The 19,617-nt window shown below is 63.6% G+C and carries 17 protein-coding genes; 10 read left to right on the forward strand and 7 right to left on the reverse strand.

Translation table 11 applies throughout. The annotated features are described in order from the left end of the window. Positions 1-38 precede the first annotated feature (38 nt). From E1809_RS16800 to E1809_RS16815, 4 genes are read right to left on the reverse strand one after another with little or no spacing between them, the layout of a single operon-like run. A complete protein-coding gene (locus tag E1809_RS16800) occupies positions 39-1,091 on the reverse strand; it encodes an AAA family ATPase (protein WP_133205385.1) in 1,053 nt (350 codons plus the stop codon). Next, positions 1,088-2,305, reverse strand: coding sequence for a DUF4350 domain-containing protein (locus E1809_RS16805; protein WP_235835648.1), 1,218 nt, complete (start codon positions 2,303-2,305; stop codon positions 1,088-1,090). Before E1809_RS16805 ends, E1809_RS16800 begins: the two co-directional genes overlap by 4 nt. Further along, positions 2,302-2,985 carry a DUF4129 domain-containing protein gene (locus tag E1809_RS16810; protein WP_133205386.1) on the reverse strand — a complete coding sequence of 228 codons (684 nt, stop codon included), beginning with the start codon at positions 2,983-2,985 and terminating at the stop codon, positions 2,302-2,304. The genes E1809_RS16805 and E1809_RS16810 overlap by 4 nt, the downstream gene beginning before the upstream one ends. Continuing rightward, positions 2,982-4,286: a hypothetical protein gene (locus E1809_RS16815; RefSeq protein WP_205754223.1), complete on the reverse strand. Its 1,305-nt coding sequence runs from the start codon at positions 4,284-4,286 to the stop codon at positions 2,982-2,984. The genes E1809_RS16810 and E1809_RS16815 overlap by 4 nt, the downstream gene beginning before the upstream one ends. A gap of 178 nt (positions 4,287-4,464) precedes the next feature. On the opposite strand from E1809_RS16815, the gene mtrA reads away from it, so the two are divergent. The 7 genes from mtrA (at position 4,465) to secA (ending at position 14,841) form a co-directional block, all read left to right on the forward strand. Continuing rightward, a complete protein-coding gene (gene mtrA, locus E1809_RS16820) occupies positions 4,465-5,139 on the forward strand; it encodes an MtrAB system response regulator MtrA (protein ID WP_133205387.1) in 675 nt (224 codons plus the stop codon). Continuing rightward, entirely contained in the window at positions 5,111-7,096 is a 1,986-nt protein-coding gene (mtrB, locus tag E1809_RS16825; protein ID WP_133205388.1) for an MtrAB system histidine kinase MtrB, read from the forward strand. The genes mtrA and mtrB overlap by 29 nt, the downstream gene beginning before the upstream one ends. A 17-nt stretch (positions 7,097-7,113) precedes the next feature. After that, the gene (locus E1809_RS16830) at positions 7,114-8,811 is read left to right on the forward strand and encodes an LpqB family beta-propeller domain-containing protein (protein WP_374102708.1); all 1,698 of its coding nucleotides are present in this window, start codon (positions 7,114-7,116) and stop codon (positions 8,809-8,811) included. Positions 8,812-8,885: 74 nt separating this feature from the next. After that, on the forward strand, positions 8,886-9,833 hold the full coding sequence (locus E1809_RS16835) for a ComF family protein (protein WP_133205389.1): 948 nt from the start codon (positions 8,886-8,888) through the stop codon (positions 9,831-9,833). Positions 9,834-9,991: 158 nt separating this feature from the next. Continuing rightward, entirely contained in the window at positions 9,992-10,717 is a 726-nt protein-coding gene (gene hpf / locus E1809_RS16840; protein WP_133205390.1) for a ribosome hibernation-promoting factor, HPF/YfiA family, read from the forward strand. Between the two features lie 33 nt (positions 10,718-10,750). After that, the gene (locus E1809_RS16845; protein WP_133205391.1) at positions 10,751-11,974 is read left to right on the forward strand and encodes a winged helix-turn-helix domain-containing protein; all 1,224 of its coding nucleotides are present in this window, start codon (positions 10,751-10,753) and stop codon (positions 11,972-11,974) included. 125 nt (positions 11,975-12,099) lie between these two features. Next, entirely contained in the window at positions 12,100-14,841 is a 2,742-nt protein-coding gene (gene secA, locus E1809_RS16850; protein ID WP_133205392.1) for a preprotein translocase subunit SecA, read from the forward strand. Between the two features lie 224 nt (positions 14,842-15,065). Here secA and E1809_RS16855 read toward each other — a convergent pair whose 3' ends face one another. Further along, on the reverse strand, positions 15,066-15,590 hold the full coding sequence (locus E1809_RS16855; RefSeq protein ID WP_235835649.1) for an Rv3235 family protein: 525 nt from the start codon (positions 15,588-15,590) through the stop codon (positions 15,066-15,068). Positions 15,591-15,643: 53 nt separating this feature from the next. Next, entirely contained in the window at positions 15,644-16,495 is an 852-nt protein-coding gene (locus E1809_RS16860) for a LysM peptidoglycan-binding domain-containing protein (protein WP_133205393.1), read from the reverse strand. 144 nt (positions 16,496-16,639) lie between these two features. Here E1809_RS16860 and E1809_RS16865 point away from each other — a divergent pair, with 144 nt between their 5' ends. Beyond that, on the forward strand, positions 16,640-17,212 hold the full coding sequence (locus tag E1809_RS16865) for a hypothetical protein (protein ID WP_133205394.1): 573 nt from the start codon (positions 16,640-16,642) through the stop codon (positions 17,210-17,212). A 59-nt stretch (positions 17,213-17,271) separates the two neighbouring features. On the opposite strand, the gene E1809_RS16870 is transcribed toward E1809_RS16865, so the two are convergent. Continuing rightward, positions 17,272-17,487, reverse strand: coding sequence for a helix-turn-helix domain-containing protein (locus E1809_RS16870; protein ID WP_133205395.1), 216 nt, complete (start codon positions 17,485-17,487; stop codon positions 17,272-17,274). Between the two features lie 152 nt (positions 17,488-17,639). Between E1809_RS16870 and E1809_RS16875 the strand changes: the two genes are divergently transcribed. Both E1809_RS16875 and E1809_RS16880 read left to right on the forward strand, forming a co-directional pair. Further along, positions 17,640-18,278 carry an SAF domain-containing protein gene (locus E1809_RS16875; RefSeq protein WP_133205396.1) on the forward strand — a complete coding sequence of 213 codons (639 nt, stop codon included), beginning with the start codon at positions 17,640-17,642 and terminating at the stop codon, positions 18,276-18,278. Continuing rightward, a complete protein-coding gene (locus E1809_RS16880; RefSeq protein ID WP_133205397.1) occupies positions 18,275-19,588 on the forward strand; it encodes an AAA family ATPase in 1,314 nt (437 codons plus the stop codon). Before E1809_RS16875 ends, E1809_RS16880 begins: the two co-directional genes overlap by 4 nt. The last annotated feature ends 29 nt before the right edge of the window (positions 19,589-19,617 follow it).

Here is a 19,617-nt window from a genome sequence, read left to right on the forward strand (position 1 = left end):
TCAGCACCCCGGAGCGGTCGTCATGGGAGAGGGAACCATCACCGCGGCACGGGAACGGACGCCAGGATGCTACCCAGCACATCGTCCACGTGGACGCCGTCCATCTGGGCTTCCGGCCGCAACCCGACGCGGTGGCGCAAACATGGCAAGGACAAGGCTTTGACGTCGTCCGGGGTGACGAAATTGCGGCCGGAGAGCCACGCCCACGCCCGGGACGTGTTCAGCAACGCCGTCGCCCCGCGGGGAGAAACGCCCAATTGGAACGACGGCGCCGCCCGCGTTGCCCGGACGACGTCCACAATGTAGCCGAGGACTTCCGGGGCGACCGTCACCTGGGCCACCGACCTGCGGGCTTCTTCGAGTTCCACCACGCCGGCGACGGGCCGGACGCCCGCGGCCTTCAGGTTTCGCGGATCGAAGCCCTCCGAATGCCTGCGGACCACCTCGATTTCCTCTGCGCGGCCAGGCAAGGGCATGGACAATTTGAGGAGGAAGCGGTCCAACTGGGCTTCGGGCAGGGGATAGGTGCCCTCGTACTCCACGGGGTTTTGGGTGGCAGCGACGATGAATGGCGACGGCAATGCGCGTGAGACGCCGTCGACGGACACTTGCCGTTCTTCCATCGCCTCCAACAGCGATGCCTGCGTCTTGGGCGGTGTCCGGTTGATTTCGTCGGCCAGCATGATGTTGGTGAAGACGGGTCCTTCGCGGAACGTGAATTCGGAAGTATGCGAGTCGTAGACGAGGGATCCCGTGACATCGCCGGGCATGAGGTCCGGGGTGAACTGCACTCGTTTGGTGTCGAGGCTCAGGGCCGTGGACAGTGCCCGGACCAGCAGGGTCTTGGCTACACCCGGAACGCCTTCGAGCAATACATGGCCGCCGCACAAGAGGGCGATCAGCAGGCCAGTCACGGTTGAGTCCTGCCCGACGACGGCCTTGCCGACTTCGTGGCGGACGTCCAGCAGCGCTTTGCGGGCGGGATCGGGTTCAACGGAGGGGCTTGGCTCGTGGCGTCCGGCGTCCTCCCGCACATGTCCGCCCTGGTAACCGTGGCTCCCGTCGGTGAAGCTGCTTGCTTGATTGCTCATCGGGCTATTGCCTCCTGCTCGATTCTTTCGATGCTTTGTGCCCAACGCACCAGCTCGGACTCGCTGTGCGGCTTGTGATCCAACACGACAGGGCGCAACTCCTGGGGTGCACGGTCCAGCCGCCTTGCCATTGCGTCAAGGACGGCCTCCGCGCTGGCTTCCGGACCGAGCCGGAAATGCTTGGCAAGCCTGGCCAGGGTGCCTGCCCTCAGGTTATCCGCCGCCCGCGCGACAGCCCGGGAGTCCTGGTACAGCCGGGCCCGGCCTTCAGCCGTTTCAGCGGCTTTGACCACCACGGGCAGGGGTTCGAATACCAACGGGCCGAGCCGCCGCCCCCGCCAGAGCACGGCGAGGACTGCGACAATCGCGAGCCACAGCCCGAGGAATCCAACCCACGGCGGCGCGAGGTCGTTCAGGGTCGGCGCCCGTCCGTCCTTGGGAACGTCTCCGATGCCCGGGAGGTACCAGATCAGCTCAGGGGCCGGTCCGAGGGTCCGCAGGCCCAGAGCCGCGTTTCCTTCGTTTTGCAGGAGCTGGTTGCTGAGCAGCTCCGTGCTGCCGAACACTACTAGTCGGCCGTCCGCGCTGGCGGCGTACATCCCGCCGTCGCCGTTGCCCGGCCGGTAGCACGTGGTTTCGGCTCCGGCGTAAAGGAACCCACCCGTTCCGGAGACAGTCCCAGCGGCGACGGCGTTGGCCTGGCGGCATCCCGGTTCCACGGTTGTGGTGCTCGTGGGAACCACACCCGCATTCCGGATTCCGGCGCCCAACCCGCTGAGGGTCCGGAAGCCGGGAGCCACCACAACAAGGCGCCCCGCCGTCCCTTCCAGCCGGTGGAGTTGGGAGGCGCCCAGGAAGCCGTTCGGGTCGTACAGCAAAACGGTGGCTTGCGGCTTTCCGCTCAAAAGCGCAGTGGTGTTCGCGAATGAATCGGATTGGGTGACCGTGACTCCGTGCTGCCGCAGGATTTCGGCTACGGCCATGGCACCGTTCGGAGCCGGATTGCGGGCGGACAACGGAGCCGTATCCGAGCCGCCGGAGTTTTCAGCCACCGTGACGACGGCCAGAACAACAATGAGCGCTCCGATGAGTAGCCACGACGAACGGCGACGCGCCCACTCGCGGAGTTTCCGGCCCGGACCTCGTGGTTCCGTTGGCGGGGGAGTGTCGCGGCCGGTCTTGCGATTGCCGGCGCTGACCGGGGCCATCGTCATCGCGGCACCGCCAAGCCGATGCTTGCGGCTCCGGAATAGTCCGGTTTCGTTGCCGCCAACTCCGAATCCAGCGCAAGGACGTCCGCGTAATCGGCAGCCGAAGCGGCTCCCTTGCCGTATTTCACCCCGTCGAAGAGCCGGGCCGCCTGCTCCAGCCGTGTGCCGGCCGCCGCGAACGCGCGGCCCAGTTGGGCAGCCGCCTCATCGGCCGTCCGGCCCGCCTGCACATCGATGACCGCCCGCTCTTCGGCGGCGCGGACCACTACCCGGAACTGCTCGACGACGGCTGTCGCCCAGTCTTCCCGGCTCGCGGCGGCGGCAGCGCGGGCGCGGAATACGTCCGCATGTGCGGGGGCGTCGTCGTCGAACACTTCCGCCGACGACTTCCTGCGGGCGTTGAGCCGCGGCCTGACGACGATGACGGCGACCACGATCAGGACCACCACCAACGCTCCGATCAGGGGAAGCCCGAAACCGGGTCCCTCAATCGAGTTCCCGTTGAGGGAGCGAAGCCAATCGATGAAGTGGTTCCACAGCTCTTCGAACCAATTGGGCTGGGCGGAAACATACTGCTGTTTGGACAGCTCCTCAGTGGCCCACCGTCGGGCTTCATCGCGGTCCGGGTCCACCGGAGGTTCGGAGGCGGCAAGAAGGATTGAGGCCGCGGCTGCTGGGATCATCCGTGGGGGTAGCCCTGACCGCTCGCCGGTGGCCAAGGCCGGAAGTTCGCTTGGCGGACCGCGTGGCGGCCTGGAATGCCGTCAGGATCTTCGCCGGTTTCCAGGAGCCGGAGCAACTCCAGGTCCAGCCCGTCCCGCCGCATGCGCAGGTCCATGTAGATCAAGGCGGCAACGGAAGTCTGGAAAGCGAAGCCCACTGCTCCCACCAAGGCGGAGACGATCAGCGAAACCACAGTCAGGACGATTGTTGTGGTAGTCAACTGTTGCGTGCTGGCATGCGGGGACACGACGGCGGTGATTCCTCCGGTGGCCATGCTGATCGGCATTTGCACTACGCTCCCGATCACTCCCACCATGAACGTCACCAGGAGGACGATTCCAAAGATCCGCCACCAACTTCCGGTAGTCAGCCCCCATGAACGCTGGATTCCGGCGAATACCCCGAGCTCTTCGACTGTGATCGCGGCCGGCGCCACCATCAGCTTGGTGTAGATCCAGACGCACGCCGCCACTGCTACGAGTCCAAGGGGAATTGCCAGGACGAGGCCGACCGGCCCAAGCGAGGCCACGATTATCGCTCCCAGCAGGACGATGATCACGACGATCGCCAAATATCCAGCCAGCAGCAGCAATCCGTATCCCACCAAGGGCAAAATGCGTGAACGGGCGAGGGACCACATTTGCTTGAATCCAGTCCGCCGGTTGAGGGCCGATCTCATGACCGGAATGGCAAGGACCCCTTGGAGTATCGCGGACAGCACGGCCGAGAGCAGGGAAATCGCCATGACACCGGCCATCATTCCGATGACCGGACCGAAAAAGCTCATCGCTTCGGCCTGGCTCGTGAACCCGCCTGCCGGAACTTTGGCCATGGTAAGGAACCCGATGGAGGCCACTCCGCTCAGGCCAGTCGAGATGATTTGGACAATGAGCGCCGAACTGAACATGGTTTTGGCGTTCCGGCGGATGGTCTGGAAGGCGCCGTCCATGATTTCACCGAACAGAAGCGGGCGCAGCGGAACGATTCCCGGTTTCGGCGGAGCGATGTAGCGTGGCTGTCCATATGGGGGCAGGCCCGCCGCCTGCCAGCGGGGATCAACGGGGGCGCCCCACGATTGTCCGGGGTAGGGCGGGTTCCCCCACTGAGGCTGGCCGCCCCATTGTGGCTGGTTGCCCGACGGCGGCTGGTTCCCCCATTGCGGTTGGCCGCCCCATTGCGGTTGGTTGCCCGACGGCGGCTGGTTCCCCCACTGCGGTTGGCCGCCCCATTGCGGTTGGTTGCCAGGCTCTGGCTGTGACACGTTTTCCTCCCCAAAAGACGCAGTCCGCAGCAATCCACGGACCCGGTTGGGGACCGTGGGCTCCAGCCTATAGTTCAGTCGCCGAGCTACATAGTCCAACGCGTTTGGCGGTTGCCAGCCGCCATGCCGTGACCAGGCTCAACAGGACAAAGCACTAGTGATAAGGGAATATATAACTATGAAGGCACGCATCCTGGTAGTGGACGACGACGAAGCACTGGCCGAAATGATCGGCATCGTGCTCCGGAACGACGGCTTCGATCCGGTCTTTTGCGCAGACGGAGGACAAGCCCTCGACGTTTTTCGTTCCGCCAAGCCGGACCTCGTGCTGCTTGACCTGATGCTGCCGGGTTCCGACGGCATCGAAGTGTGTCGGCAGATCCGCGGGGAGTCGGACGTGCCGATCGTCATGTTGACCGCCAAATCGGATACTTCCGACGTCGTCCGCGGACTGGAATCCGGTGCTGACGACTACGTGCCGAAGCCGTTCAAGCCCGCCGAACTCGTGGCCCGGGTCCGCGCGCGTTTGCGTCCAGGGGACCAGAAAGCCCCGGAAACCCTGAGGATCGCGGACGTGACCATCGACGTCGCCGGCCATATGGTCACCCGGGGCGGTGAACGTATTTCGTTGACGCCCTTGGAGTTCGACCTCCTGGTTGCCTTGGCACGCAAGCCGTGGCAAGTTTTCACGCGGGAATTGCTGCTCGAACAGGTATGGGGCTACCGCCACGCCGCGGACACCCGCCTGGTCAACGTCCACGTCCAGAGGTTGCGGTCCAAGATCGAGCGTGACCCGGAAGCTCCCGAAGTTGTATTGACGGTTCGTGGTGTCGGATATAAAGCAGGCTCCTGAGTCGCCCGCCGGCGAGTCCGGCACAGACAACCCGGCAGCAACAAGCGACGCCAGACACACCGGGGCGGGGCACCCGGTTCCCGAACACACGGACGCCCACGCCCTGAACCTCCCGTGGCTCATTGAGCGGACCCGCATCTGGACGCGCCGCGCGCTGATCTTGGCCTTGCGCGTGTCGCGGCTCGTCGTGACCGGGCTCCGTCATTTCCGTCCCGGGATCCGGTATTTGTGGCGTGCCCTTTTACGGCGCTGGCGCCGCTCGCTGGAATTCAGGACAGTCTCGATGACTCTCCTGCTGTCCATTGCCTCCTTTGCCGTGGTTGGCGCCTATCTTTCCAACCAAATCGCGAACAACCTTTTCCAAGAGCGATTGAAACAAGCGGAATCGGAGAGCCGGTACTACGTCAAGCAGGTCCAGGACACTTTCGACGGCTCACAGGCCAACGACCAATCAAGCGTGATCACGCTGGTGTATGACACCCTCAAAGCGGTGGAGGGAAACGGCTCTGTCATCCAGCGGCGCTATGTCTTCGAAGCCATGCCGGAGCAAACCAAGCCGCGGAACCGCTGGGTGGAGTCGCGCGCTTCGGACCAATTGACGGTCCGCGTCATCCCCCCGGCCCTGCGTAAGGCCGTCCAGGAGTCCGGCAAGGACCAGTACTGGGCTTCGACGGAGTTCCCGGTGGGCGACCAGGACCACCCGGGCATCGCCGTCGGGAATAAGGTCACCTTCAACGGCACGGTCTACGAGCTCTATCTCCTGTATGACCTCGACACCGCCCAACAGACGCTCGACGAGATACAGAACGTGCTGTGGGCCGGTGGTGCGGCCCTTGTGCTGATGATCGGCGGCATCGCGTGGTACGTGACCCGGAACGTCGTCAGCCCGGTGAGCCACGCCGCCGTCGTTTCCGAAAAGCTCGCGGCCGGCCAATTGCAGGAACGGATGGTTGTCAAGGGAGAGGACGAAGTCGCTAGGCTCGGGGCTTCGTTCAACCACATGGCCGCAAGCCTCCAGGAACAAATCACCCAGTTGGCAACCCTGTCCCAGATGCAGCAACGGTTCGTTTCCGATGTCTCACATGAGCTACGGACCCCGCTCACCACCGTCCGGATGGCGGCCGAAGTCTTGTACGATGCGCGCGACGACTTCGATCCGATCAACAAGAGATCCGCGGAACTCCTCTACAACCAGGTGGAGCGGTTCCAGTCCTTGCTTTCGGACCTGTTGGAGATTTCCCGCTTCGACGCCGGCGCTGCCGTGTTGGACGCGGAACCCACCGATATCTTCCAGGTCGTGTCCCATGTCATCGACGGCGCTTCGCCTGTCGCCGCGGAATACGGCTCGGAGGTGCGCCTCACTTCACGGCACAAGCGGATCATCGTCGAGATGGATGCGCGCAGAATCGACCGGATCCTGCGCAACTTGCTGCTCAACGCCGTCGAGCACGGTGAAGGCAAGCCTGTCCACGTCTCCGTCGCCGCCAACCACGATGCAGTCGCCGTTTCCGTGCGCGACTTCGGCATCGGAATGACCGCCGCGGAAGCCGCGCGGGTCTTCGACCGGTTCTGGCGTGCTGATCCCGCGCGCGCCCGTACGACGGGCGGCAGCGGGCTGGGGTTGTCCATCGCGGCGGAAGACACCAAACTCCATAACGGCTGGTTGCAGGCATGGGGCCACAAAGGGTCCGGTTCGAACTTCCGATTGACTTTGCCCCTCAAGAAGGGAGGCACCATCGGGAAGTCGCCCCTCCAGCTGGAGCCTGCGGATATCCGCCTTCCCGGCGCGGCTCCCGAGCGGCAGATGCTCGTCCTGGATGCCGGCGAAGGCGCTCCGGAACAGGATTCGGCGACTCAGGATTCAGTAATGCCGGCACCGTCGGAAGGCACAACCTCGCCGGCGCGGAACCTGGCGGAAGACGACGACGCCGGTACCAGGGGAGGTGCGACGCCGTGAGTTCACACCGCTCGTCCGTGCTCAAGGCAACCATCGCCGTTTTGGCGGTCCTCATGGTGGTCCTCAGTTCCTGCGCGCAAATCCCGCGGTCAGGTCCAGTGGGAAAGAGCAAAGACGAAAGCGCGGGCAATCCCAACGCCCCCGTTTTCTTCCCGCCGCCTCCCCACCCGGGCGCCACCCCGGAGTCGATCATCGAGGACTTCTACGGTGCCGGCAGCGGGTACGAAGGCGACTACGCGGTGGCCCGGCAGTACCTGACGCAGTCATTGTCGGTCAGTTGGAAGTCGGACCAACGGACGCTCGTCTTCCGCAAGGCCACGGTGGTCAAGACCGGCGTGGAGAATCAGTTCAAGTATCAGCTCGACCTCGCCTACTCAGTGGATGCCGACGGCGTCGCGACCCAGTTCCCCGAAGGAACCACGGAATCCATCCCGGTGACCTTGGACCAGGTGGACGGCGAATGGCGGATCTCCGCCGTGCCCGACGGCACGGCGATCCCCGAAGAGACATTCAAGGTCATCTACGCCGCCCAGCCGATCTATTTCTACGATCCCACCTTTACGTATGCGGTACCGGACATCCGGTGGTTCATCAAGAAGAACACGGTCAAGGCAATGACGAGTGCGTTGCTCGCAGGTCCCGCACCCTATCTCCGTGGCGCGGTGGTCAGCGCGTTTCCCGCCGGAATGACGCTGGCCAGGGAATCGGTGCCCGTTGTCTCCGGCGCGGCGCAGGTGGATCTTTCCGCTAAGGAACTCGTTGACGCCTCCGCCGAAGACCGGCAGCGCATGCAGAACCAACTCACGCTCACCTTCCGGAGCCAGCCGGACGTGGTGAACGTGCAACTTCGGGCCGACCAGGACCTGGTCCGTGTCGAGGACAGCGGCTCCGTCCTGCCGCCGGTCCTTGAGAAGAACGCCCCGGCCCGCCAAATCGCCGTCAGCAACAACGAGCTCGTGCGCTATGAGAACAACAGGATTTCCCCCCTTCCGGACATGCAGCCGGTCGCGGGGCTGAATCCGCAAGCGCCGGCCGAGTCCCCGACGTCCCAGGCTGTGGCTTTCCTCAACGGCTCGGGGACCGTCCTCTATTCCATGATTCCGGGCCAGCCTGCCCGTCAATTGACCACCAGAAGTACTCTGGCCGATCCCTCCTTCAGTCCGCAGGACTGGGTATGGACATCAGGTCCGGGCGCGAACGGGGCCACGGAAGTAGTCGCGTTCAAACCGTCAAACGTTCCGGAAGGCCAGCCGATCCCGTCGGTGACCATGGCTCCGCCCTGGCTCGCCGGACGCATCGTGCGCGACTTCCGCATTTCCCGCGAGGGCACCCGCGCGCTGGTCGTGTCGGAGCAGAACGGCAAGTCAACCGTCCAAGTGACCGGAATCCTACGCAACCCCGATGGCACCCCCAAGGACCTCACGGCGCCCATAACGCTGCTCACGTCGGCGCCGGTCGACCAAGGCGTCTGGGTCAATTCCACCACCGTGGCAGTGATGAAGGGTTCGGCCACGCAAAACGTTGTCCCCGAGCTGTTGTCGCTCACGTCGAGCGAGCCCCAGCTCCTTCCTGCCTGGGCAGGGCTGACAACTATCAGCGCCGGCAATGGTCCGGACGAGGTCTACGGCCAGTCGTCGGCCGGGGTGTTCCAGCGGGTAGGAAACGGCTGGGAACTCCAACTCAAGGGTCCTGTGGATCCGGCGTTCCCGGGTTAGCTGGTTCCCGCGGTTTGTCCACATAGCCGCATTCCCTCCTTCTCCCGATTGGCACCAGGTTCCATGCTGGGTTCATGGCACATGGCAAAGCGCGTTTCCGCGCGAGGGATCCCGATCTCGCAGGCACCCGCACCGACGCCGCGCGGCATCGCGGGAGGCACGGAGCGGTCATAGCGACGATCGCCCAAGGCCTTGCCGACGCCTTCACCGAGATACTGTCCGTGCTGGCTCCCGAAGAATGCGTGTGTTGCGGCGCGGAGGATTCGGCACTGTGTGGCGCATGCGCGCGCCGCTTGCGCCTCCTGTGCGCCCGCCCCTTCCGGGCCGAGGCACAGGCCCCGGCACTGCTTACTGTCGACGGGTCGGTGCTGGTCCCGGTCGTGGCAGCCGGACACTACCGGGACGAGTTGGCTCAAGCACTGCTTTCCTTCAAACACCTTGGGCAGGGACGGCTCGCCGCGACGCTGGCGCCCGCACTGGGAAAGGCCATCCGGGCGGCAGTCGGAGACGCCTCCAACATCTGCCTCGTCCCGGTCCCGAGCAGTAACGCCGCGTTCCGGCGCCGGGGTTTTAGCCCGGTTCATCTCCTGCTCTCGCATTTGCGGCGACGGAAGGCGCTGCCGGGCGTCGAAGTAAAGGACGTCTTGAAGAAGACCGGGCCTGGACTCGCCGGACTCATCGGAATGGCCGGAGTCCTCCGGATCGCGGATCGATGGACCACAGGCGCCGCCGGCGGACAGAAGGGGCTCGGCCGCGGAGAGCGCGCGCGCCGCGTGCGCGGCTCCATGCGGGTTCGCGCCGTGTTTCGGGCAGGGCCGCTGGACGGCGTTCCCTGCGTCATTGTCGACGACGTCCTCACCACGGGAGCCACACTCGCCGAGGCGGCACGGGCGGTATCGACGGCGGGTGGAACCGTGTGCGGTGCGGTCGTCCTTGCCGCGACCAGGCCGCCCACGGGGAGCGACCCCCCCAAACCAGCCGGTAGGCATATCCTCAGGCGACTCAAACCAAAAAATAAGTGACGAAAGGATGAATTACCCGTGGCGATGAACTAACGTCGGTTATGGGTACCAAGAACAGATGTACCTGTCGATAGCGGCTCGGAAAGGGGCTCGACTGTCTGTCAGATCAGCCCCCGGAAGCGCCCTTATCGTGTCACCTGAGTTGTTTGGAGGGCACCATGGAGTTTATGATCAGCGGCCGTAATCTGACCGTTTCGGATCGCTTCCGCGAGTATGCCGGCGAAAAGATTTCTAAGATCGAATCGCTTGGGGACAAGGTCCAACGTGTTGACGCCAAGGTTTCCAAGGAAACCAACCCGCGCCAGACACCCGGCCAACTCACTGTGGAAGTAACTGTCCTGGGACGGGGCCCCGTGATCCGGGCTGAGGCGAGTGCCGCTGACAAGTTTGCCGCCTTTGACCTCGCATACAGCAAGCTGCTGGAAAGGCTCCGCCGCGCAAAGGACCGGAAGAAGGTCCACCACGGCCGCCACACGCCCAAGGCCGTCCGTGAGGCGACTGCGGCGCTTGAGCCCGCCAGCGCGAGCGAACCCATTTACGCAGGGGCCAGCAACCACCTGGAGCCAGAGACGGCGCCGGCGGAAACTTCCCCCTACGATGTCGAAAACGACATCCCTGCCGGCGATTCCCCGGTCCTCATTCGCCGCAAGGTCTTCCCTGCCGCTTCGCTCACCCTTGATGACGCGGTGGACAACATGGAATTGGTGGGCCACAATTTCTACTTGTTCGTGGACAAGGAAACGAATACGCCGTCGGTTGTCTACCGCCGCCGTGGATGGACATATGGGGTCATCACCCTCGACTCCACATGCGAACCAGGGGACCAGCCCGTGGAAGAAAAGATCCACGCGTACCGCTCGACGGACCAGGCCGCACGAGCCTAGGCCAACTGCAGCGACCCCAATGAAAGGACTGGAATGACCGCTTCGCTGAGCCTGTCGCAGGCACGGCGGATCGCATTGGCAGCCCAGGGTTTGGACAAAGTACGGCCCACCGGCCCCGTATCTTCACGGGCGGTGGGCCGTACTTTTGCCCGGCTCCAGGTAGTCCAGATCGACTCAGTCAACGTTCTGTCCCGGAGCCACTTCCTGCCGTTCTTCTCGCGGCTTGGCAACTATGACCGGGAGATCCTGCGGGCGATGGCCGGTAGAAGCCCGAGGCGGATGATGGAGTACTGGGCACACGAGGCCAGCTTCATCAGGCCCGAGCACTTCCCGGACCTCCTTCTGTGGCAAAAGCGGAAATGGGTTGGAGCCTCCCACTTGGAGCCGGGAGTAAGGGAAGGCATGGCACGCCGGATCCTGGAGGCGCTCGCCGGTGGCCGTCCCATGACGGCAGCACAGTTGACTGCGCATCTGGGGCACGAAGAAGAGCGGCAGCACGACAACTGGGGATGGAACTGGAACCTGGTCAAGCGTGTCCTGGAGCACCTGTTCGAGGAAGGGCTGGTGACGGCTGCCTCACGGACGGAACAATTCGAACGCAGATATACCCTGACCGCGAGGATCTTCGCCAACAATGGACCAGGCGACGGCACCCACGACTCCGGCGCCGACCGCGCCGCGTCCATGGACCGATTGCTGGACGCAGCGGCGCAGGCCCACGGAATCGGTACGGTTCGTTGCTTCGCCGACTACTTCCGGACCCCGGTGAAGGCAAGCTCCGAGTCGGTCATCCGGCTTGTTGCTGCAGGACGGCTGGAACCAGTCACTGTGCGTGGCTGGAACCGGCCGCTCTACAGGCATGTTGAGGCCAAGCTCTCGCGCACTGCCCAAGGCCGGGCCCTCCTCAGTCCCTTTGACTCGTTGGTCTTCGAACGCAGGAGGCTCGAGGAGTTGTTTGGCTTCCACTACAGGATCGAGATCTACACTCCCGCGGAGAAGCGGAAATACGGCTACTACGTCCTGCCCTTCCTCCTGCGCGATTCCGTCGTCGCCCGCGTCGACCTGAAGGCCGACCGCGAAGCGAAACGGTTGCTGGTGCGCGCAGCCCATGGTGAGCCGGACGCCCCGCCGGACACCGCAGTCGAACTTTCCGCTGAACTTCGCCTCATGGCGGAGTGGCTCGGGCTCGACGACGTCGTGGTAGCGCCGAACGGCAATCTTTCGTCAGCGCTGGCCTCCGCAACTGCCGGCAATTGAGTTGCAGCGTTTCCGAGCGCGGCCCAAGGGTTCTCCGCTCTCAGGGAAACGTAACCGGGCTCTTTGTCTCTCCCGTAGACTGAAAACGCCAGAATTCGGCAGCTTGAGACTGGGAGCAACTTTACGTGGCATCACTTATCGAAAAAATTCTCCGCACGGGTGACAAGAAAACCCTGAGGCAACTGCGGAACTATGCCGATTCCATTAACGCCCTTGAAGACTCCTTCAAGACCTTCTCAGACGCCGAATTGCGTGAAGAAACGGACAGGCTCCGTGACCGCCACCAGGACGGCGAAAGCCTCGACGACCTCCTGCCGGAGGCTTTTGCAGCCGTGCGCGAAGCTGCCTCACGTACCCTCGGCATGCGCCACTTTGATGTCCAGATGATGGGTGGGGCGGCCCTGCACCTCGGCAATATCGCCGAAATGAAGACCGGTGAAGGCAAGACCCTCGTGGCCACAGCTCCTGCCTACCTCAATGCCCTCACCGGCAAGGGTGTCCACGTTGTCACAGTCAACGACTACTTGGCTGAATACCAGTCCGAGCTCATGGGCCGCGTCTACCGCTTCCTCGGGCTGAGCAGCGGGTGCATCCTCGCCAACCAGGATCCGTCGGTGCGCAGGGAGATGTACGCCGCGGACATCACCTACGGCACGAACAACGAATTCGGTTTCGACTACCTGCGCGACAACATGGCGTGGGACCAGTCCGAGCTCGTACAGCGCGGCCACCACTTCGCCATCGTTGACGAAGTGGACTCCATCCTCATCGACGAGGCACGTACTCCGCTCATCATCTCCGGTCCCGCCCAAGGCGACACCAACCGCTGGTACAGCGAGTTCGCCAAGGTCGTCCTGCGCCTCCAGCCTGAAACCGACTATGAAGTGGATGAGAAGAAGCGCACCGTCGGTGTCCTCGAAGCCGGTATCGAGAAAGTCGAGGACTACCTCGGAATCCAGAACCTGTATGAATCCGCCAACACGCCCCTCATCGGTTTCCTGAACAACGCCATCAAGGCCAAGGAACTTTTCAAGCGCGACAAGGACTACGTGATCCTCGACGGTGAGGTCCTCATCGTCGACGAGCACACCGGACGCATCCTTGCAGGACGCCGCTACAACGAAGGCATGCACCAGGCCATCGAGGCGAAGGAAAACGTCGAGATCAAGGCCGAAAACCAGACCCTCGCCACGGTGACCCTGCAGAACTACTTCCGCATGTACTCGAAGCTCTCGGGCATGACAGGTACCGCCGAAACTGAAGCCGCTGAGTTCATGAGCACCTACAAACTGGGAGTCGTGCCGATTCCCACCAACCGGGACATGCAGCGCATCGACCAGTCGGACCTGGTGTACAAGAACGAAATCGTGAAGTTCGAGGCAGTGGTTCGGGACATCGCCGAGCGGCATGAAGCAGGCCAGCCGGTGCTCGTTGGTACCACCAGCGTCGAAAAGAGCGAGTACCTGTCCGGACTGCTGGCCAAGGAAGGCATCCGGCACGAGGTCCTGAACGCAAAGAACCACGCGCGCGAGGCCGCCATCGTGGCACAGGCCGGACGCAAGGGAGCGGTCACTGTGGCCACCAATATGGCCGGCCGTGGTACGGACATTATGCTGGGCGGCAACGCCGAGTTTACGGCCATCGCCCAATTGGCTTCGCGCGGACTTGACCCGGAGGACAACTCCGAAGAATACGAGGCCGCGTGGCCAGAGGCACTCGAAGCCGCCAAACAGGCCGTCAAGGATGAACACCAGGAAGTCCTCGAATCGGGCGGCTTGTATGTCCTCGGCACGGAACGCCACGAGTCCCGCCGCATCGACAACCAGCTTCGCGGCCGTTCGGGCCGCCAAGGTGACCCAGGGGAGTCCCGTTTCTACCTCTCCCTGACCGACGACCTCATGAGGCTCTTCAACTCGGGGGCAGCCGAACGGCTCATGAACAGCTCCGTTCCGGACGACGTCGCGCTCGAATCCAAGCTCGTCTCCCGCGCAATCGCTTCCGCCCAGGGCCAGGTTGAAGGCCGGAACGCCGAGCAGCGGAAGAACGTCCTCAAGTACGACGACGTCCTGAACCGCCAGCGCGAAGCGATCTACGGCGATCGCCGTCGGATCCTCGAAGGCGACGACCTCCACGAGAAAGTCCAGTTCTTCCTCGAAGACACCATCAATGCCATGATCGACGCCGCGACAGCGGAAGGCACGGGAGATGACTGGGACTACAGCCAGTTGTGGACCAACCTCAAGACGCTGTACCCGGTAACGGTAACCTCCCAAGAGATCATCGATGAAGCCGGTGGAAAGCCCCGGGTTTCCGTCGAATTCCTGAAGAACGAGATCCTTTCGGATGCACAGCTCGTCTACAAGGAACGCGAAGAAGCCATCGGGGCGGAGAACATGCGCGAGCTCGAGCGCAGGGTTGTCCTGTCAGTCTTGGGACGCAAGTGGCAGGAACACCTCTACGAGATGGATTACCTGAAGGAGGGCATCGGCCTGCGTGCCATGGCCCAGAGGGATCCCCTGGTCGAATACCAGCGTGAAGGCTTCACGATGTTCCAAAGCATGATGGAAGCAATCCGTGAGGAAAGCGTCGGTTTCCTCTACAACCTCGAGGTCGAAGTCACCCCGGCAGAAGACGTTGTGGTCCTGGACGGCAGCCCCGAAGGCGGACACACCGAGCATCACGATGCACAGATCCACGCGGCGGGACTGGATGCTCCGGAGAAGCCGGTCCAACTGCAGTTCACGGCCCCCGGAGAAGACGGGTCCACCCAGACGCGGATTGAAGGGCGTTCCACGGGACGGTCCGGCAACCCCGCGAAAGCCGCTGAGGAAAGGCCTCGTTCCAACAGCAAGAAGAAGCGCCGCTAAGCGTGGAGGCTGTCCTGCCTGGTCAGTGAAACCCCAGGCGGGACGAACCGCAAAGACTGCGCCGGTGCCGAAACCACCAGTCGGATACGCCAAAGGGGATGGGCCGGAACTCATGTTCCGGACCATCCCCTTTCGTCTATCGCTGCGCGGGTGTATCACTGCGCGGCTCGCGGCCGAGGGCGTATCGCGGCTGGTCGGTGCCTTAGGTCGGCCCCGGCCCCGCTTTAGCCGATTTCGAGGGCCGTTACTTTCCAGGCGTCTTTTCCACGTTCGAGCCGCATGGCGACTGCCCGTGAGCGAAGTTCTTCGGCTACAACGGAGCTCGCCTCGTAGACGCCGTCCTTGACCGCGCATATGCGGACCGAACGGACCACGGGGCTGCGGTGGAGACGCGACTGCCCAGGCTTGATGCGTGCAGTGTATGCCCTCGTCAGTGCGGCGCGGTGTTGCAACGACGCATAGCACGACGGTTCCAAGGAGCGCGAGAGCTGCTGGGCGGGCCGGGTTCCTGCGAGGACTTCGACAACTGCTTGCGCGATGCTCCTGGCCAAGGTGCGAATCTCCCTGTCGAGGCTCAGCACTTTCGGCACGGCAGGCGCGGAGGACGGACGAACGTCCGATGGTTCGCCGCTTCTATTCTTGGCGAGGGAAGCACGCAGTGGAGAAGCCGGGGCTGCAGAAGGGACAAGTACAGGCACCGCTGCCTTTCGTCCGGAATCGGGCAGGGGGAGCAGGGCTGATGTAGTCAAGATGTTCCCCGGTGACGAAGGTATGGGAGGTCCGCTCAAAGCACTGGTCATGGTCAGCTCCGGGGAGGCGGGTTGAGGATTTGGCCGGGGACAAGGTGCCCCGGATCGTCTCCGATCATCTGGCGGTTTGCCTCATACCACTTCGGCCAATGGATGGCGACCTCTACGTCGCTGGCAAGTGGGCCGAGCTCCCGGGCGGCAATCGACCATAACGAATCGCCGCGTTGTACCACCACGGAACCCTGCCTGTTCGCGTCGGATTGTTCGGCGCTGCGCTGCTGGCCTGAACCGAGCAGTCCGGGCTCCGTGACCGGCTGGCGGGGCTGCCAACCTGGCTCTATGGGTGCCGGGGCAGAGCCGACCGACGAGGTATCCAGCCTCTCAGCGACCATGGTGGGATGCCCGGCCGTCAGGGGTACTGATTCCGGATGCCCGGCCGAAGCGTCGGGCGTTTCCTCTGGGGCTGCGGGTGTCGGTGCCCAGGCCGGCGCGGTGGATACGCTTTGGTCAGTCGGACTCCATGCCGGCTCCACAGGGTCAGGAGCTGCGTTTGCCAGGGGAATTCCGACGAGATTCAGACCCAGTATCGCCAAGGCCAGTCTTCGCATGAATGCGGGGCTGAGACGGGCAGTGGCCTGCGCACCCCGAATTCGGCCTGAGCGCTGGAGCAATACGGTGGCGACCGCGAAAAGGAGTCCCGCGACCCACCACGCCACGGTCACCAACCCGCAGACTGTCGCGCAAAGGCCCAGGATGTCGTCGAACATGGGTGTTTGCCTGCGACTCGCCGATTCCTGCCAGCGGGAAACTATGATCATGCCGGTAGCGGCGAGCAAGACACCTAGCAGAAGGATGGTTGCTGCCATTGCGGCGTCATTGCGGACGGATCTGGTCGATTGTTCCATGGGTTCCCCTTACCCGGATAATGTCATTTGATATAGTTTGATGAATTTTGAATCATTTTGATCATACAAATGGCGATTTGTCCAGATTTGCTGGTGGGTGACCGGGATTTTGACCCGGCAGGAAGGGCCGCTTACGCTGGCGCCATGCGATGGGATGCTCTGTTTGAAGACATGGAGGCACAACTTGCCGCAGAGCATCTCCTGGGCCTTGAATCGGAAGTCTCGGAGCGCGCGCGGGTCGAAGTCGCCGGAATTGAAGTCTCGGACAGGCTGCGCGGGGCGCTGGGACAAGCGCTCGACGTCGTTCTCAGATCGGGTACGGTCGTGTCAGGCGGCGTGAGCCACGTCGGGAGCGAATGGCTCGTCCTGAACGAATGCAGCCATCAATGGCTTGTCCCACTGGCGGCAGTAATGACGTACCGGGGATTGGGTAGGCAAGCGAGGGCCGCTCAGTCCACTGTTTCCCGCCGGCTTGGCATCGCCAGCGCTTTGCGCGTGTTGGCCCGCGACAGGGCCGAATTGGCGGTCCACCTGTTGGCTGCGAACCCTGGGGAGGCTGCCATCTTCGGCGTCATCGATCGAGTCGGGAAAGACCATTTCGATCTAGCGGTCTTGATGCCCGGTGAAGTACGGCGGTCGGGAAACGTCGTGTCTGTGGTCACGGTTCCGTTTGGCTCGCTGGCCGCATTGCGCTCACTGCGAGGACGCGAGCTATAGCGCGCAGGAAGCGCTTCGGAGTCCTCAGGCCAGACCGGACGCTCCCGCATCGGTGCTCGCTAGGAGGATTTGGACTTGGCCTCTTCAATCATCCTGCTGGCTTCGGCGTAGCGCTCTTCGATGTACTGTTCGAGCATCTTCTCTTCAACCCGCCATTGGCCGCGGCCACCCACTTGGATTGCTTTGAGTTGACCGCTCCGCACCAACGCATAAGCCTGCGGTGAGTTGATCTGGAGTTGTTCGGCGACGTCAGCCAAGGTGAGGAATCGGGGCATGACACCATTTTGCCATTCTTCGGCATTCTTTGTCGGAGTTATCCACAGCTTGAAGTGATTTGTGGCACTTGGCTTTCTTTGGCGACCCGCGCCGGACCAGAATGAGGCCACTGGCTGTCTTGGCAGTCGACCGACTCAATTGGGGGAGCGAAATGAGTGGAAGTGCTGCGGGCGCAGCGCGGCTGAAGAAGCCGTCGTGGCGGGACCCGCGCTTACTGGTGGGAGTTCTTCTCGTCTTCGCGTCGCTGGCGGGCGTCATCGCGCTCGTCGGGGCTGCCGACCGCACCATCCAGGTTTATTCGGCACGCGAGCCGATCGCCGTCGGCCAGAAGATATCCAAAGAACAACTCGCCGTCGTCAATGTCCGTTTGGACGACGTCGAACGGAGCTACCTGACGGTCGCGGGCGGTGTGCCCGAAGGGAAAGTCGCCGTGCAGAGAATCGCCGGCCACCAGCTCGTTCCGCAGGAGAGCCTCGGAACGGCGGACGCCCTGGACCGCAAACCGGTGGCGGTCCCGCTTCAGGAATCGTTGCCGTCGCAAGTGGTGGCCGGTTCGCGCGTGGACGTTTGGGTTGCACTTCCGGATCCGCGCGGCGGATTCGGCACACCCCAACTGCTCCTGCCCAATGCGGAAGTCGCGCAGGTCAGCGAGGGTAATTCCACCTTGGGTGCGTCCAAGGAAAAGGTGGTGCTGGTCCTTGTTACGGATGAGCAGATGCCGAAGCTTCTGGGAGCGCAAGCAAACAAGGCGAAGGTCGCCGTTGTTTGGAATCCGGGTGCGGCGAAATGAGCATCCCGGTTGTCACAGTCGGCCAGTCGCACGAAGACCTTGTGGGCGGCCTTGAGCGGCTTCACGGCCCTGTCACCGTGGTGCGAAGGTGCGGCGAACTCGCGGAGTTGCTGGCTGCGTGCCAAAGCGGACTCGCACGGGCGGCGGTGGTGGCCGAAGGCATCGATGAGTTGACGGCGTCGCTGGTTGACCGCCTCGCGGCCGTAGGCGTGACCGTCCTTGCCCTTACCGACGATCCCGCGGAGGCGCGCCGACTACACAGTATCGGCGTGGCAACGACGCCGATGAGCGTCGATTCCGTGACGCTCGCGTCCACGATTTCCGAGTCGGTGGGGCAGGCTTTTACGGCGGCCCGACGCCGGACGGAACCGGTTGATGCCGGCTATGCTGACACCTCTGCCGATCTTCGTCCGGCCCCCGTGCTCGAGGAACCTGGCTCCGGCCCTCGTGGCGCCGGCAGGATCATCGCCGTCTGGGGCCCGGCGGGAGCACCCGGCCGGACTTTGCTCGCTGTCAACATCGCCGCAGAACTAGCCGTAGAAGGAAAAGCCGTCCTCCTCGTTGATGCGGACAGCTACGGCGCAAGCGTGGCCGCATCGCTGGGGCTGCTTGACGAATCCGCCGGAGTCGCGCAGGCATGCAGGCTGGCGGACCAGGGGATGCTGGATGTCGGTGCCCTCAAGAGGGTCGCGGCTCCCGTCTTCTTGGCCAAAGGCAACTTCAGTGTCCTCACCGGCATAACCCGCGCTGACCGCTGGACCGAACTTCGCGCAGCCGCCCTCTCCACTGTGCTCGAAGTCGCCCAACAGGTCGCCGACGTCGTGGTGGTGGATGCCGGCTTTTGCCTTGAGGCCGACGAAGAGCTCAGTTTTGACAGCATGGCTCCGCGCCGCAATGCGGCCACCTTGCGGAGCATCGAAATGGCGGACACGGTGTATGCGATCGGCGCGGCGGACGCGATCGGCGTACCCAGGCTCGTCCGGGGTCTCGCTGACCTAGAACGCGCAGTCCCGCAGGCGAATCCCCGGGTCGTCTTGAACAAGGTGCGGCCCGCAGCCGTCGGGCGCTCGCCTGAGCGGCAACTGAACGAAGCCTGGGAGCGCTACGGGCCCGGCCGGGACGTGGAGGCGTTCCTGCCTTCGGACCCGGAAGCATGCGATTCTGCGCTGCTGGCAGGCGAGGTCCTCCTCGAAACGGCACCGGAATCGCCCCTGAGGTTCGCTATCGCCACTTTGGTTTGTGCATCAGTCCAGCAAAATGCCAAATCCTCTGTCGTCTATTCCAGAGCAAGGCATCGGCCAAAGCGTTAGGCTCGCCATGTGGGCTGCAAAGACGCAGC

Origin of the sequence: Arthrobacter terricola (genome assembly GCF_004354015.1) — a bacterium.
Lineage (GTDB): Bacteria > Actinomycetota > Actinomycetes > Actinomycetales > Micrococcaceae > Arthrobacter > Arthrobacter terricola.

Coding starts and splice junctions, on each gene's coding strand:
- E1809_RS16810 (WP_133205386.1), bottom strand. CDS start 2,985: ATGATCCCAGCAGCCGCGGCCTCAATCCTTCTTGCCGCCTCCGAACCT.
- E1809_RS16865 (WP_133205394.1), top strand. CDS start 16,640: ATGCGATGGGATGCTCTGTTTGAAGACATGGAGGCACAACTTGCCGCA.
- E1809_RS16835 (WP_133205389.1), top strand. CDS start 8,886: ATGGCACATGGCAAAGCGCGTTTCCGCGCGAGGGATCCCGATCTCGCA.
- E1809_RS16845 (WP_133205391.1), top strand. CDS start 10,751: ATGACCGCTTCGCTGAGCCTGTCGCAGGCACGGCGGATCGCATTGGCA.
- E1809_RS16800 (WP_133205385.1), bottom strand. CDS start 1,091: ATGAGCAATCAAGCAAGCAGCTTCACCGACGGGAGCCACGGTTACCAG.
- E1809_RS16880 (WP_133205397.1), top strand. CDS start 18,275: ATGAGCATCCCGGTTGTCACAGTCGGCCAGTCGCACGAAGACCTTGTG.
- E1809_RS16870 (WP_133205395.1), bottom strand. CDS start 17,487: ATGCCCCGATTCCTCACCTTGGCTGACGTCGCCGAACAACTCCAGATC.
- E1809_RS16875 (WP_133205396.1), top strand. CDS start 17,640: ATGAGTGGAAGTGCTGCGGGCGCAGCGCGGCTGAAGAAGCCGTCGTGG.
- E1809_RS16860 (WP_133205393.1), bottom strand. CDS start 16,495: ATGGAACAATCGACCAGATCCGTCCGCAATGACGCCGCAATGGCAGCA.
- mtrA (WP_133205387.1), top strand. CDS start 4,465: ATGAAGGCACGCATCCTGGTAGTGGACGACGACGAAGCACTGGCCGAA.
- hpf (WP_133205390.1), top strand. CDS start 9,992: ATGGAGTTTATGATCAGCGGCCGTAATCTGACCGTTTCGGATCGCTTC.
- E1809_RS16805 (WP_235835648.1), bottom strand. CDS start 2,305: ATGACGATGGCCCCGGTCAGCGCCGGCAATCGCAAGACCGGCCGCGAC.